At 66.6% G+C, this 13812-nt stretch carries 11 protein-coding genes and 1 riboswitch; of the genes, 5 read left to right on the forward strand and 6 right to left on the reverse strand.

Going from position 1 to position 13812, the window contains the following annotated elements; all coding sequences use genetic code 11:
* Nucleotides 1–34: 34 nt before the first annotated feature.
* Nucleotides 35–1054 (forward strand): glycosyltransferase family 2 protein, encoded by a 1020-nt coding sequence (locus ABE546_RS08530; protein WP_313219749.1) that lies wholly within the window; start codon nucleotides 35–37, stop codon nucleotides 1052–1054.
* Nucleotides 1014–1445, forward strand: coding sequence for a CBS domain-containing protein (locus ABE546_RS08535; RefSeq protein WP_313212927.1), 432 nt, complete (start codon nucleotides 1014–1016; stop codon nucleotides 1443–1445). The genes ABE546_RS08530 and ABE546_RS08535 overlap by 41 nt, the downstream gene beginning before the upstream one ends.
* 63 nt (nucleotides 1446–1508) lie before the next feature.
* Here ABE546_RS08535 and ABE546_RS08540 read toward each other — a convergent pair whose 3' ends face one another.
* From ABE546_RS08540 to ABE546_RS08555, 4 genes are all read right to left on the reverse strand, one after another.
* On the reverse strand, nucleotides 1509–3491 hold the full coding sequence (locus ABE546_RS08540; protein WP_346463279.1) for an AsmA family protein: 1983 nt from the start codon (nucleotides 3489–3491) through the stop codon (nucleotides 1509–1511).
* Nucleotides 3492–3946: 455 nt separating this feature from the next.
* On the reverse strand, nucleotides 3947–4588 hold the full coding sequence (locus ABE546_RS08545; RefSeq protein ID WP_172407499.1) for a hemolysin III family protein: 642 nt from the start codon (nucleotides 4586–4588) through the stop codon (nucleotides 3947–3949).
* Nucleotides 4589–4687: 99 nt separating this feature from the next.
* Complete coding sequence (locus ABE546_RS08550; RefSeq protein ID WP_313210984.1) at nucleotides 4688–6292, reverse strand: peptide chain release factor 3; 1605 nt, start codon at nucleotides 6290–6292, stop codon at nucleotides 4688–4690.
* Between the two features lie 75 nt (nucleotides 6293–6367).
* Complete coding sequence (locus ABE546_RS08555) at nucleotides 6368–7237, reverse strand: M23 family metallopeptidase (RefSeq protein WP_346463313.1); 870 nt, start codon at nucleotides 7235–7237, stop codon at nucleotides 6368–6370.
* A 150-nt stretch (nucleotides 7238–7387) separates the two neighbouring features.
* Nucleotides 7388–7508: riboswitch (SAM riboswitch) on the forward strand.
* A gap of 77 nt (nucleotides 7509–7585) precedes the next feature.
* On the opposite strand from ABE546_RS08555, the gene ABE546_RS08560 reads away from it, so the two are divergent.
* The 3 genes from ABE546_RS08560 to ABE546_RS08570 are packed head-to-tail and all read left to right on the forward strand — an operon-like array spanning nucleotide 7586 to nucleotide 10922.
* Nucleotides 7586–8617 carry a homoserine O-succinyltransferase gene (locus ABE546_RS08560; protein WP_313219753.1) on the forward strand — a complete coding sequence of 344 codons (1032 nt, stop codon included), beginning with the start codon at nucleotides 7586–7588 and terminating at the stop codon, nucleotides 8615–8617.
* Nucleotides 8614–9858 (forward strand): O-succinylhomoserine (thiol)-lyase, encoded by a 1245-nt coding sequence (locus ABE546_RS08565; RefSeq protein WP_346463281.1) that lies wholly within the window; start codon nucleotides 8614–8616, stop codon nucleotides 9856–9858. The genes ABE546_RS08560 and ABE546_RS08565 overlap by 4 nt, the downstream gene beginning before the upstream one ends.
* Nucleotides 9855–10922 carry a homoserine dehydrogenase gene (locus ABE546_RS08570; RefSeq protein WP_313210978.1) on the forward strand — a complete coding sequence of 356 codons (1068 nt, stop codon included), beginning with the start codon at nucleotides 9855–9857 and terminating at the stop codon, nucleotides 10920–10922. Before ABE546_RS08565 ends, ABE546_RS08570 begins: the two co-directional genes overlap by 4 nt.
* Nucleotides 10923–11042: 120 nt before the next feature.
* Here ABE546_RS08570 and ABE546_RS08575 read toward each other — a convergent pair whose 3' ends face one another.
* Both ABE546_RS08575 and ABE546_RS08580 read right to left on the reverse strand, forming a co-directional pair.
* Nucleotides 11043–12044, reverse strand: coding sequence for an alpha/beta hydrolase (locus tag ABE546_RS08575; RefSeq protein ID WP_313210988.1), 1002 nt, complete (start codon nucleotides 12042–12044; stop codon nucleotides 11043–11045).
* Nucleotides 12045–12355: 311 nt separating this feature from the next.
* Nucleotides 12356–13738 carry an L-serine ammonia-lyase gene (locus ABE546_RS08580; protein ID WP_346463283.1) on the reverse strand — a complete coding sequence of 461 codons (1383 nt, stop codon included), beginning with the start codon at nucleotides 13736–13738 and terminating at the stop codon, nucleotides 12356–12358.
* Between the last annotated feature and the right edge of the window lie 74 nt (nucleotides 13739–13812).

Raw genomic sequence — 13812 nt, forward strand, 5'->3', positions numbered from 1 at the left:
CATGAACGTGATTGGCTGACGCTACAATCGCCGCATGAACAGCCCACGCCTGACCGTCGTCGTCGCCGCCCACAATGAAGCGCTTGCCTTGCCGATGCTGCACCCACGGCTGCGTGCGGTGCTCGATGGACTGGAAGGTATCGACGGCCGCGTGCTGTATGTGGACGACGGCAGTACCGATACGACATGGGACGTCATGCAGGGATTGGCCGCTGCCGACGGCTGCGTCGGCGTGCTGCGGCTCTCGCGGAATTTCGGCAAGGAAGCGGCGCTCACCGCCGGGCTGGATTTCGTCGACGACGGTGCGGTGATGATCCTCGATGCCGATGGCCAGGATCCGCCGGAACTGATTCCCGAGTTCGTCGCGCTGTGGCAACAGGGCTATGACAACGTGTACGGCACGCGCCTGGTGCGCGATGGCGAAAGCTGGCTCAAACGGTCTACAGCCAAGGCGTTCTACCGGGTGATCGGGCGGCTGTCCAAGACACCGATTCCGGCCGATACCGGCGACTTCCGCCTGTTGTCGCCGCGCGCGCTGCAGGCGCTGGGTCAGCTGCGTGAGCGCCACCGCTTCATGAAGGGGCTGTTCGGCTGGGTGGGCTTCCGGCGCAAGGCCCTGCCTTACCACCGCCATGCGCGGCTGGTCGGGGAGAGCAAGTTCGGGTTCTGGCGGCTGTGGAACTTCGCGTTGGAAGGGATCACCGGCTTTTCGACCGCGCCGCTGCGGGTGACCACCTATCTGGGCCTGGCAGCGGCGAGTTTCGCGTTCCTGTTCGCGCTGGTCGTGGTGCTGAAGGCCGCGCTGTACGGCGACCGTGTCGCTGGGTGGCCAACGATGATGGCGGTGATCCTGTTCCTTGGCGGGATACAGCTGATCGCGCTGGGCCTGATCGGTGAATACCTGGGCCGGCTGTACGAAGAATCCAAACAGCGCCCGCTGTACCTGATTGACACCTGGCAGGCCCCGTTCGTGGCAGACTCGGCCCTGCATCCCATCGGTGGAGAGCAGCGAGATGACCACGGTACGACAGCTGTTGGAAGGCAAGTCCCCTGAGGTATTCGCAGTCGCCCCGACGTCGGCGGTGATCGACGCCATCCGGTTGATGGCTGAAAAGGGCATCGGCGCGGTTCTGGTGATGGAAGGCCGGCACCTGGTCGGCATTCTGTCCGAGCGCGATTACGCGCGGAAGATCGTGCTGCACGAACGCTCCTCACGCACAACCGAAGTCCGCGAGATCATGACCCCCAAGGTGGTGACCGTCGCGCCAGGCGAGCAGGTCGAGCACTGCCTGCAACTGGTGACCGATTACCGCATCCGCCACCTTCCGGTGGTCGATGGCAACGGGGTCCTCGGCGTGATCTCGATCGGCGACCTGGTCAAGTCGGTGATCGACGAACAGGCACAGAAACTCGATCAGCTCCAACAGTACATCGTCGCCGGTTGAGCGTGGATCCTTGCTGGCCGGCATGCCGGCCATGAGTCGGCATCCGGCCAGAATGGGCCGGAATCACTTGGCGTAGCGGCCACCGCAGTTGCTGTCCTCGCCCGGCCCGGTTTCGATCGTCGCCAGCAGCGCGGCGGGCGGGGCAATGCTGCCCAGCGCCAGGGCGATCGCCCCGCGGATGCCCAGCGCCTTGAAGTCCGGCCGGAACGAGGGATCCTTGAAGGTTCCGCCGATGCGCAGCGGCGAGCGCAGCGCCAGGATGCTCATGTCCTTCGGGCGCGGTCGCAGCAGCAGATCCAGCTGTTCCTGTTTCAGATCCACCTTGCCCTCGCCAAGGATCAGGGTGTCAGTGGTATCGAAGGCGAGCGAACGCGACTGCATCACGCCGTTGGTCACCCCGAAGTCGCCCCACGCGCAACGCAGTGGAATCTGCTTGTCACCGGTGAACAGGAACTTCACCGATTCGGCGACATCCAGCCCGGCCAGTTCCATGATCAGATTGCCGACATGGCCGCGGCCGATGCCGACCGCCACGGTGCCATCGGAACTGCCAAGCATGGCCGCGACGGAGTTGCCCTGGCCGGTCAGGTTGACGTCGCCACTGATACCGCCGGAGGCCTGCTCGGCCAGCTTCGCATCGGGGAACAGCTTGCCCAGCTGCACCTTGCGGATGGTGGCCTGCAACTGCGTGGAAATGGCCTGCTTGCGGGCATCCATCCGGATCGTGCTGCGGATATCGCCGCCGGCCACACCAAAGTTGAGCGGTTCCAGGCGCAGCAGCCCGTCGTTGAGCTTCAGGTGCGCATCCATGTCATCCAGCGGCAGGGCCGGCGAGTTGATCCGTTGCGCTTTCCAGCGCACATCGGCATCCATCGCGCGCAGCTTGGACAGGTTGTAGGGTGTATCCGGCAGTACCTTGGCACGGGCCGCCAGCGCGGCGGCCTTCGCCTTCTGCTCGGCATTGGCCGATTCCCCCGCGCCGGTCTTCGGCGGCGCCCCGATGAAGCCGGCCAGGTCGTCGAAGTCCAATCGCTTGGACACCAGATCCGCCTTCAGGAATGGCCGGTCACCGCTCACATCGATCTGCGCGGTCCCGCCCAGATCGCTGTCACCGGCCGTGCCCGTGAAATTCTCATAGCGCCAGATCGCGTTGTCGCGCTTGAGCTGTCCCTTGAGCTTGTACGGCGGCGTGGAGGGCATGGCGACCCCGATCAGCGGGTACAGATCCTCCATATCCTGGCCACTCAGCATCAACTCCAGATTGAACACCCGCAACTGGAAAGGATTGGTCAACGTCCCACTGGCGATCGCATGCGTATTCCCGGCGCGCCCATCCAGATGGATGCGGAACGGATGGCCGGTATTGGTCAGCTCGAGCGGCGACTCGGTATTGCCCTCCAGCGAGAACGGATTGCCCTGCCAGCGCCCTTTGCCCTTCACCAGCAGCGGCGGACCACTGTCCTTGTCGCGTGGCTTGCCACTGTCGAGCGACACCAGCACATCGGTCCGGCCCGCCGCATCCCGGAACTGCAGCCGCCCATCATCGACCAACAACCGCTGCAGCACCGGCGGATCACCGTCGCTCGGCCCCAGGAAATCCCAATTGCCCGGCTGATTCTTCTCCGGCGCGGTTTCCAGCAACAGATCCGGCCGCGTCAAGCGGATCTCCGGAATCCGCACCTGCCCACGCAGCAGCGGCCACACCCGCAGATCGATCTCCACCCGATCCGCCGTCGCCATCTGCGGCTGCTTGGCCCACGTCGCATTGGCAAAGGTCAGCCCATCACCGCGCAGCGTCGTCACCCGACCCAGATCGACATCCAGATCGCCCGTGATATGGAACTCACGCCCGGTCTTGGCCTGCACCGCCCGCTCCACCGGTCCCTTGAACCAGTTCCAATCCCACAATGCGATCAGAATCAACAGCGCAGCGAACAGAAACACCAGGATCGCCAACCACCGCTGCCCCCGCTTGCCAGGACGACGCCAGCGCCAGCGGGAACGGGAAGGGGCATCGGACGGAACAGGGGAGGGCACAGTATTCACATCCCCATGGTTGCCCTTGCATCGTGCAGGCAGCGCGAAGCATTGGTAAGGGTACTGTCAGGGTGAGGCGTGTCGACCGTCGGCGCCGCCGTTGTCGATGACTGCTCCAGGCGCGGTGCGTCGGCCATGCTTGGCATCCGGTCCAACCAGGATTCTGACCTTCTCAGGCCACCGGCCAAGGGTGAGCGGGGCGGTGCGGGTGGGTTGGCGGGACCATGAGCGCCATGGATGGCGCGACATGAGCCTCCAGGGACGGATTCACGGCGTGTCCCGCCGACCCACCCGTGCCGACCCCGCCTGGCGCATTCCTGACGCCCGAGTCGCTCTTGGTCTTGCTCTTGCCGTTGCCGTTGCCGTTGCCGTTGCTGTTGCTAGTCCTGGTGCTAGTGCTAGTGCTAGTCCTAGTGCTCTCGCTGGTCCGGGTGCCGTCGCACTTGCCTGGCAGAAAACAGCACTCAGAGAATCTGCGCCGTCACCGCAACGAAGTGGCACACACTCCCACCGATCACGAACAGATGCCAGATCGCATGCGAATACGGCACCGACTCCCGGTGATAGAACACCGTCCCCAACGTATAGAACACCCCGCCGGCCAACAGCCACCCCAGCGTCCACGCATCCAGCGAATGCCACATCGGCTTGATCGCCACCATCACCATCCAGCCCATCGCGATATAGATGATCGTCGACAGCAGCTTGAACCGGCCCGTGTAGAACAACTTGAACACCACCCCGAACAGCGCCAGCGCCCAGATTGCCGTGAACATCCCCCAGCCCCACGGACCCCCGCGCAGACCGATCAGCGTGAACGGCGTGTACGTACCGGCGATCAACAGGTAGATCGCACAGTGATCGAACACCTTCAGCCGGCCCTTGGCGACCGGATGCTGGATCGCGTGATAGAGCGTGGACGCCGTATACAACAGCAACAGCGCCACCCCGAATACGATCGCACTGGCCAGCTGCCAGCCGTCGCCATAGATGGCGGCCAGGGTGATCAGTACCGCACTGCCGGCCAGTGCAGCGACGGCGCCAAGCCCGTGGGTCAGGGCGCTGGCGATTTCTTCTCGAACGGAAACGACAGAGGTCATGGCGATGATCGGAGTGCGGGGAGGGGGAGCCCGCTCCCCCCTATCATCGCCGCGATGGCGCGCGCATGCACGCGCGCCTGTTCAGCCGGTAGACCGGTGGAGCGATCAGCTGACCGAGATGCTGTGCGCTGCTTCGCGGGTGGCCGCGAAGCGAACATCCGGTGCGCGCTCCTGCGCCAGCTGCAGGTTGACCCGCGTCGGTGCCAGATAGACCAGCTGGCCGGCGGCATCGATGCTCAGGTTGCCGGCGTTCTTCTCGCGGAACTCCTCCAGCTTCTTCTCGTTGCTGCAGGTGACCCAGCGCGCCGTGGTCACACTGACCGGCTCGAAGGTGGCTTCCACGCCGTACTCGTCCTTCAGGCGATACGCCGCCACATCGAACTGCAGCACACCCACCGCGCCCAGGATCAGGTCGTTGCTCATCAGCGGGCGGAAGAACTGCGTCGCGCCCTCTTCGGAGAGCTGCGCCAATCCCTTCTGCAACTGCTTGAGCTTGAGCGGATCGCGCAGGCGTGCGCGGCGGAACAGTTCCGGCGCGAAGTTCGGGATGCCGGTGAAGCTGACCGCTTCGCCCTCGGTGAAGGTGTCACCGATGGAGATCGTGCCGTGGTTGTGGATGCCGATCACATCGCCCGGCCATGCCTCGGCGGCGATCTCGCGGTCGCTGGCCATGAAGGTCAGCGCATTGGCCAGCTTCATTTCCTTGCCGGTGCGCACATGGAAGGTCTTCATGCCGGCCACGAAACGGCCCGAGCACACCCGCATGAAGGCCACGCGGTCGCGGTGCTGCGGGTCCATGTTGGCCTGGATCTTGAACACGAAGCCGGTCAGCTTGTTTTCCTGCGGCGCGATGATGCGGCCAGTGGTCGCGCGCGGCTGCGGTGACGGTGCATGCTCGACGAAGAAATCCAGCAGCGGCTGCACGCCGAAGTTGTTCACACCCGAGCCGAAGAACACCGGCGTCTGCTTGCCGGCCAGGTAGGCCTCCACGTCGAACGGATGGCTGGCGCCCTGCACCAGTTCCAGCTCGTCACGCAGGTCGGCCAGCATGCGCTCACCGATCTTCTCGGCCAGCCCCGGCGAATCGATCGACGGGAAGATGGTCGAATCCTGGCGGGTGAAGTTGCGGCCCTGCTCGTACAGGTGCACCTCACCGCTGATCAGGTGGACCACGCCCTTCAGGCGCTGGCCCATGCCGATCGGCCAGGTGACCGGCGCGCACTGGATGCCGAGCACGCTTTCCACTTCATCCAGCAGATCGATGGGCTCCTTGCCCTCGCGATCGAGCTTGTTGATGAAGGTCATGATCGGGGTGTCGCGCAGGCGGCAGACTTCCATCAGCTTGATGGTGCGCTCTTCCACGCCCTTGGCCACGTCGATCACCATCAGTGCCGAGTCCACCGCGGTGAGCACGCGGTAGGTGTCCTCGCCGAAGTCGGCGTGGCCGGGGGTGTCGAGCAGGTTGACGATCTTGCCTTCGTACGGGAACTGCATCACCGAGGAGGTGACCGAGATCCCGCGCTCCTTTTCCAGCGCCATCCAGTCGGAGGTCGCATGGCGCGCGGCCTTGCGGCCCTTGACCGAACCGGCCATCTGGATCGCACCGCCGAACAGCAGCAGCTTTTCGGTCAGCGTGGTCTTGCCGGCGTCAGGATGGGAAATGATGGCGAAGGTGCGGCGGCGCGCAGCTTCGGTAGCGACTTCGGACATGGCGTGACGCGCCCGCCCGGGGCGCTTTTCATGGAGATGAGCCGCCCAGTATAACGGGGGCGGGCGTAGCCGGGGTCAGGGCAGGGCGGATGCGCCGGCCTCGTCCGTTGTCCGGGCGAAGTGCAGCTCGCCGTGTGGGCTGACGATCCGTGCCGGGATCGAGCGCAGCCGCATGCCCGCATTGACCTGGACCGCGAAGTGCAGGTGCGGCGCGGCGCTGTAGCCGGTGTTGCCCGAGAGCCCGATCCGCTGCCCCGCCTGGACCTGCTCGCCCGGGCGGACCAGTACGCCGTGGTGCTGCAGGTGGGCATACACGGCCATGCTGCCGTCCTCATGCAGCACCCGCACCAGGTTGGCCCGGCCCAGATCGTGGTCCCGGTCCTGCCCATTGCCCTGATACCCGGCCTGGACCTGCATGACGGTTCCTGCCCGCGCCGCGAGCACGGGCGTGCCCTCGGGCAGGGCGAAGTCGATGGCCTCGCGGTTCTCTGCATCGTTGTGGCTGAACTGCCCCTGCGGTGCTTGGCTGACCTGGATGCGCGCGGCATCGAACGGCAGGAGGTAGGTCACATTCTGCGGGCGCGCACCGGGGTCGCCCGGAACGGCCGTCAGATCCAGGCGGAGCGTGGTACTACCGGCCGGCGGCTGCAGGCGGGTCACCACGACGCTGGCGCCGGCGGCCACTACCGTCTGAACGGGTAGCCCCGGCAGCGCGGGGGCGCCGGCGGCGGCGCGCAGTTCGACCTGGACCGGCCCGGCCACGCGGTTGTCGACCCGGGCCTGCCAGCGGTCTCCAGCCCCTTCCAGGGTCAGTACGGCCAGGGCCGGCACCGGCGCGCCAGCGGTGCGCTGCGCCGGGGCAGCGGTTGCAGGCCGGTCGACCCGCCAGCCGTTCCGCCAGTTCGCCCCCGGGCCGGCCCAGGCGTTCAGCACCGGCATCATCATCAGAATCACCGCGGTGAAACGTAAGCAGCGCAAGGCGTCGGCCGGTCAGGGAGGATCCCGGAGTATGCGCGACTGATGATCATCTGGGATATATATCGCTTCATGCCGATGAAGGGATTGACATGGGCCGGGAGCGCTGGCATCGTAGCTCCACCATCGAGACCGGCAGAGGGACAGGCCCTTTGAAGCCGGGGCAGCCCGCAGACGCGAAAGCGACCTGCGTAGGTGCCAAATCCTGCGGAGACCGTTGGTGTCTTCCGAAAGATGGTTCGAACCGTGCACCGTGCGTGCGCTTCGAACGCGAGCTCCGCGAAAGCTCGATGGCCGACTCCTACTTTGGATACCGCCATGCGCTTCGCCACCGCCGCCCCTGTCGCCACCGACTCCTTCGCCCCGCTCAGCGTCCCCGTCGACGCCGGGCTGAACGCCGTGCGCGGCGATATCGCGGCGGTACTGTCGATGCGTCACGGCGGACCGCGGCCGGTACGTCTGCGCTACGAATGCGTCGGCCGTGCCGATGCGCCGGTGGTGGTGCTGGCCGGCGGCATCTCCGCGCACCGCCATGTGGCGGCCAATGCCGAATTCCCCGAAAAGGGCTGGGCCGAGGGCCTGGTGGCCGCAGGTCGCGCGCTGGATCCGGCCTCGCTGCGCATCCTGGCGTTCGATTTCATCGGCGCCGACGGCGCGCTCGACCTGCCGATCGATACCGCCGACCAGGCCGATGCGCTGGCCTTGCTGCTCGACCATCTTGGCATCGCCCGCCTGCAGTGCTTCGTGGGCTACTCCTACGGCGCGCTGGTCGGCCAGCAGTTCGCGATCCGTCACCGCCAGCGCGTACAGAAGTTGATCGCGGTGAGCGGTGCGCATCGCCCGCATCCGTATGCCGCGGCCTGGCGTGCGCTGCAGCGCCGTGCGGTTGCGCTGGGCCAGCTTCAGTGCGCCGAGAGCCACGGGCTGTCGCTGGCGCGCCAGTTCGCCATGCTCAGCTACCGCACGCCGGAAGAATTCGGCGAACGCTTCGACGCCGCGCCGGAAGTGGTCAACGGCCGCGTGCGCGTTGCCGCCGAAGACTATCTGGATGCCGCCGGTGCGCAGTACGTCGCCCGCACCCCGGTCGATGCTTACCTGCGCCTGTCCGAATCCATCGACCTGCACCGCATCGACCCGGCCGCCATCCAGGTGCCGACCGTCGTGGTCGCTGTGGAAGGCGATCGCCTGGTCCCGCTGGCCGACTGCGTCGGCCTGGTCGAGGGGCTGGGCCCGCGCGGCAGCCTGCGCGTGCTGCGCTCGCCGTATGGCCACGACGCCTTCCTGAAAGAAACCGATCGCATCGACGCGATCCTCGCCACCGCTTTTCGATCCCCCGGAGAAACCGCATGAGCCGTTCCGCTGGTACCGAGCCGTCCTGTAGCCGCGTCACCGCCGCCGTGCGTGCCGGCATCGACCGTGACACCGCCCACGGCGCGGTGACCCCGCCGATCGTGCTGTCCTCGAACTTCAGCTTCGATGGCTTCGGCAACAAGCGCCAGTACGACTACACGCGCAGCGGCAACCCGACCCGCGATCTGCTCGGTGAAGCGCTGGCCGAACTGGAAGGCGGCGCGGGCGGGGTGATCACCTCCACCGGCATGGGCGCGATCAATCTGGTGCTCAATGCGCTGCTGCAGCCCGGCGATACGCTGGTGGTGCCGCACGATGCGTACGGCGGCAGCTGGCGCCTGTTCAACGCATTGGCGAAGAAGGGCCACTTCGGCCTGATCACCGCCGACCTGACCGACCCGCGCTCGTTGGCCGACGCGCTGGCGCAGTCGCCGACGCTGGTGCTGATCGAAACCCCGTCCAACCCGCTGCTGCGCATCACCGACCTGCGCTTCGTGATCGATGCCGCGCACAAGGCCGGTGCCAAGGTAGTCGTCGACAACACCTTCCTGTCCCCGGCGCTGCAGCAGCCGATCAGCTTCGGTGCCGATCTGGTGCTGCACTCCACCACCAAGTACATCAACGGCCACAGCGACGTGGTCGGCGGGGCGGTGATCGCGCGTGATCCGGCGGTGCACGAGCAGCTGGTGTGGTGGGCCAACGCGCTGGGCCTGACCGGTTCGCCGTTCGATGCCTTCCTGACCCTGCGTGGCCTGCGTACGCTGGGTGCACGCCTGCGCGCACACCAGGAAAACACGTCGGCCGTGGTCGAGCTGCTGGCCGCCAGCGATGCAGTCGCCAGCGTGTACTACCCGGGCCTGGCCGATCACCCCGGCCACGCCATCGCAGCCCGTCAGCAGAGCGGCTTTGGCGCGATGCTGTCCTTCGAACTGGCCTCGTGCCCGGGCGAGGATCCGCATGCGGCGGTGCGCGCCTTCGTGGATGGCCTGCGCTGCTTCACCCTGGCCGAATCGCTGGGCGGCGTGGAAAGCCTGGTCGCGCATCCGGCGACCATGACCCACGCGGCGATGACCCCGGAAGCGCGTGCGCACGCCGGGATCAGCGAAGGGCTGCTGCGCCTGTCGGTCGGTATCGAGTCACCGGAAGACCTGGTGGCCGATCTGCAGGCTGGGCTGGAACGCGCCCAGGTTGTGATCGATCAGCACCGCGATGTGCAGCGCCGTAAACAGGTGGATGCATGAGCGCGGTGCTGAACCTGCCGCTGGCGGCCCATCGCAAGCTGGCCCTGCTCGGTACCGGCACGGTCGGCACCGCGTTCGTGCAGCGGTACGCCGCGCTGCAGGATCGCGGTGTCACGCTGCCCTCGTTCTCGTGGCTGGCCAACTCACGCACGGCGCGTGCCTGCGAACAGACCCCCGCGGATGAGCTTGCACAGGCCAACCTGGCCGCGCGCGGTGCGGTCGCATTGCAGCCGTGGGCGGAAGCCGAGGGCCTGCAGCGCGGCGATGTGGTGGTCGATGCGACCGCCAGTGACGACGTAGCCAACTGGCACGAACAGTGGCTGGCACGGGGCGTGCACGTGGTGACCGCCAACAAGCTCGGCCAAGGCGCACAGTTGGCCCGTGCGCAGGCCATCGCCGACAGCGGCCAGCAGGGTGACGCGCGCTATGGCGACAGTGCCACCGTGGGCGCAGGCCTGCCGCTGCTGAGCAGCCTGCGCGCGCTGGTCGCCGGCGGCGACCGCATCCATCGCGTGGAGGGCGTGCTGTCCGGTTCGCTGGCGTGGTTGTTCCATCACTACGATGGCCAGCGTCCGTTCTCTGCGTGGGTGCGGGAGGCGGCCGAGGCCGGCTACACCGAGCCGGACCCGCGGGTGGACCTGTCCGGCGAAGATGTCCGGCGCAAACTGCTGATCCTGGCGCGGGCCAGCGGCATTGCGTTGCGTGCCGAGCAGGTGCAGGTTGCCTCACTGGTGCCGGATGCACTTGCTGGGCTGTCCCCGGCGGATGCGTTGGCGCAGCTGACGCTGCTGGATGCACCGCTGCAGCAGTATTGGCAGCAGGCCAACGACCAAGGTGGGTGCCTGCGCTTCGTCGGTGGCTTCGATCACGACGGTGCGTCGGTGGGGCTGCGTGTGCTCCCGCGCGACCATCCGCTGGCCGGCGGCGCGCAGACCGACAACCGGGTGGCGATTCATAGCGACCGGTATCACGCCCAGCCGCTGTTGATCCAGGGGCCGGGCGCCGGGGCGGAGGTTACCGCCGCCGCCTTGCTGGACGACGTGCTGGCGATCGTGCGGCGCTGAATGCCGTGCGATCGCACCAACGCACACGCTAGCGCCAAGGGTGGGCTTGCTGCGTCGGCGGAGAACGCTGAGGACGGCTGCTGCCACGCATGGCGTGGCACTACCGGGGGGCTGGGCAGGTCAGTCGTGTTGTGAGATTGCCTTCAGCAGTGCCGCATTGAACCGGTCCGGGTCCTGCACCTGTGGCGAGTGGCCGAGGTCTTCGAAGCTCACCAGGGTGGCGCCTGGGATCGCTGCCGCCGCCGCTTTGCCCAGCGCAGGGTAGTTGCCGAGCGTCGCTTTCAGGGCGGGCGGTGCCAGATCGCGGCCGATTGCAGTACGGTCGGTCTGGCCGATGAACAGCGTGGTTGGCACGGTCAGCCTGGGCAGCTCATGAACCACCGGCTGGTTGAACACCATGTCCGAGGTCAGCGCCTGGCTCCATGCCACCGCCTGTTTGCCGGGGCCGTCGTACATGCGTGACTGCATGCGCACCCATTGCTCGTACTCGGGCTTCCACTGGCCGTTGTAATAGACGTCGAGCTGGTACGTCTTGATGCTGTCGAAGCTGGTCTTCAGCTCGCCCGCATACCAGGCGTCGATGCTGCGCCATGGCACGCCCTTGGCCTTCCAGTCTTCCAGTCCGATCGGGTTGACCAGCGAGAGACTGAGGGTGCGCTGCGGGTACATCAGCGCGAAGCGGGCCGCGAGCATGCCTCCCATCGAATGGCCGACGATGTGCAGCTTGCCTTCGCCGTAGCCCAGATGCTCCAGCAGCGCTTCGGTATTGGCAGCCAGCTGGCCGAACGAGTATTGATAGCGCTCGGGCTTGCTCGATTTGCAGAAGCCGATCTGATCCGGCGCGATCACCCGGTAACTGGCCGCACTCAATGCCGCGATGGTGTCCTTCCAGGTGGCCGCACAGAAATTCTTGCCATGCAGCAGCACGACCGTCCCGGCGAAGCCTTTGCCACCGGCGGGCACGTCGATGTAGGCCATCTCCAGCGGCTGGCGCTGGGACTCGAACCGGAAGATCTTCACGGGGTACGGATAGTCGAAGCCTTCCAGCCGCGGGCCGTAAGTCTCAGCGGCGAAGGTGGTCAGCGGCAGGCAGGCAAGCAGGGCGGCGGCCAGGATGCGCATGGCAGTCTCCATGGGGGGAAGTCCTGACTGTACCGGAGCGGCCGTGCAGGCGTACCGACGATGCCACCGGGAGCAGCCGACCAACGGTCGGCTCTACATCCGAGTGGCCGTGCAGGCGTACCGACGATGCCACCGGGAGCAGCCGACCAACGGTCGGCTCTACATCCGAGCGGATGTGCAGGCGTGCCGATGATGCGAACGGGAGCAGCCGACCAACGGTCGGCTCTACATCCGAGCGGATGTGCAGGCGTGCCGATGATGCGAACGGGAGCAGCCGACCAACGGTCGGCTCTACCGCCGGGGGCGGTGGATCAGCACTCGATGACGTTGACCGCCAGCCCGCCGCGGCTGGTTTCCTTGTACTTGTCCTGCATGTCGCGGCCGGTGTCGCGCATGGTCTTGATGACCTTGTCCAGCGAGACCTTGTGCTTGCCGTCGCCGCGCATGGCCATGCGTGAGGCATTGATCGCCTTGACCGCGCCCATCGCATTGCGCTCGATGCAGGGAATCTGCACCAGCCCGCCGATCGGGTCGCAGGTCAGGCCGAGGTTGTGTTCCATACCGATCTCGGCGGCATTCTCGATCTGGCTCGGGTTGCCGCCGAGCGCGGCGACCAGGCCGCCGGCGGCCATCGAGCAGGCCACGCCCACTTCACCCTGGCAGCCCACTTCGGCACCGGAGATCGAGGCGTTTTCCTTGTACAGGATGCCGATCGCCGCCGAGGTCAGCAGGAAATCGAACACACGCTGTTCGTTGGCGCCGGGGCAGAAGCGGTCGAAATAGTGCAGCACCGCTGGCAGTACGCCGGCTGCGCCGTTGGTCGGTGCGGTCACCACGCGGCCACCGGCGGCGTTTTCTTCGTTCACGGCCAGCGCGTACAGGTTGACCCAGTCCAGCGTGGTCAGCGGGTCGCGCATCGCCGCTTCCGGCTTGGAGGACAGTTCGCGGTACAGCGCCGGGGCGCGGCGTGATACATGCAGGCCGCCGGGCAGGGTACCTTCCTGACGGATGCCGCGCTCCACGCAGGCCTGCATGGCGCTCCAGATCTCGCGCAGACTGTCCCGGATCTCGTCCTCGGTACGCCAGCACTTTTCGTTCTCGAACATCATCTGGGCGATGCTCAGGCCACTGCGGGCGGTCTGCGCGAGCAGCTCATCGCCGCTCTTGAACGGGTAGGGCAGCGGGGTTTCATCGGGCACGATGCGGTCATCGGCCGCGTCATCCTGGTTGACCACGAAACCGCCGCCGACGGAGTAGTAATCGCGCGTGGCGATCACCTGCTCGTCCGCACCGTAGGCCGTGAAGCGCATGCCGTTGGTGTGGTACGGCAGCTTCTGGCGCTTGTTCAGGCCCAGGTCGCGCTTCTCGTCGAAGGCGATCTCGTGCTGGCCCATCAGGCGGATGCGCTTGCTGCTGCGGATCCGGTCCAGCGTTTCGGGGATGATGTCCGGATCGATCAGGTTCGGGCGCTGGCCTTCCAGCCCGAGCAGCACGGCCTTGTCGGTGCCATGGCCACGGCCGGTCAGGGCCAGCGAGCCATAGACGTCGGCGCGGATGCGCACCACGTCCTGCAGATGGCCCGGATCGAGCAGCCAGCGGTGCACGAAACGTTCGGCAGCCTTCATCGGTCCTACGGTGTGCGAAGAACTCGGGCCAATGCCGATCTTGAAAACGTCGAACGTGCTGACAGCCATGATTGCCAAACTGCGGGTATCGGATGGAGCGCTATTCTATGCGCTTCGTGCCGCCGGCTCTGGCTGCGGCGCAA

It is taken from the genome of Stenotrophomonas sp. TWI377 (assembly GCF_039674525.1).
Taxonomy (GTDB): Bacteria; Pseudomonadota; Gammaproteobacteria; order Xanthomonadales; family Xanthomonadaceae; genus Stenotrophomonas.

Excerpts from the sequence above, each read along its gene's own strand:
- ABE546_RS08555 (WP_346463313.1), bottom strand. The coding sequence starts at position 7,237 with ATGATGATGCCGGTGCTGAACGCCTGGGCCGGCCCGGGGGCGAACTGG.
- ABE546_RS08580 (WP_346463283.1), bottom strand. The coding sequence starts at position 13,738 with ATGGCTGTCAGCACGTTCGACGTTTTCAAGATCGGCATTGGCCCGAGT.
- ABE546_RS08530 (WP_313219749.1), top strand. The coding sequence starts at position 35 with ATGAACAGCCCACGCCTGACCGTCGTCGTCGCCGCCCACAATGAAGCG.
- ABE546_RS08565 (WP_346463281.1), top strand. The coding sequence starts at position 8,614 with ATGAGCCGTTCCGCTGGTACCGAGCCGTCCTGTAGCCGCGTCACCGCC.
- ABE546_RS08550 (WP_313210984.1), bottom strand. The coding sequence starts at position 6,292 with ATGTCCGAAGTCGCTACCGAAGCTGCGCGCCGCCGCACCTTCGCCATC.
- ABE546_RS08560 (WP_313219753.1), top strand. The coding sequence starts at position 7,586 with ATGCGCTTCGCCACCGCCGCCCCTGTCGCCACCGACTCCTTCGCCCCG.
- ABE546_RS08570 (WP_313210978.1), top strand. The coding sequence starts at position 9,855 with ATGAGCGCGGTGCTGAACCTGCCGCTGGCGGCCCATCGCAAGCTGGCC.
- ABE546_RS08535 (WP_313212927.1), top strand. The coding sequence starts at position 1,014 with ATGACCACGGTACGACAGCTGTTGGAAGGCAAGTCCCCTGAGGTATTC.
- ABE546_RS08575 (WP_313210988.1), bottom strand. The coding sequence starts at position 12,044 with ATGCGCATCCTGGCCGCCGCCCTGCTTGCCTGCCTGCCGCTGACCACC.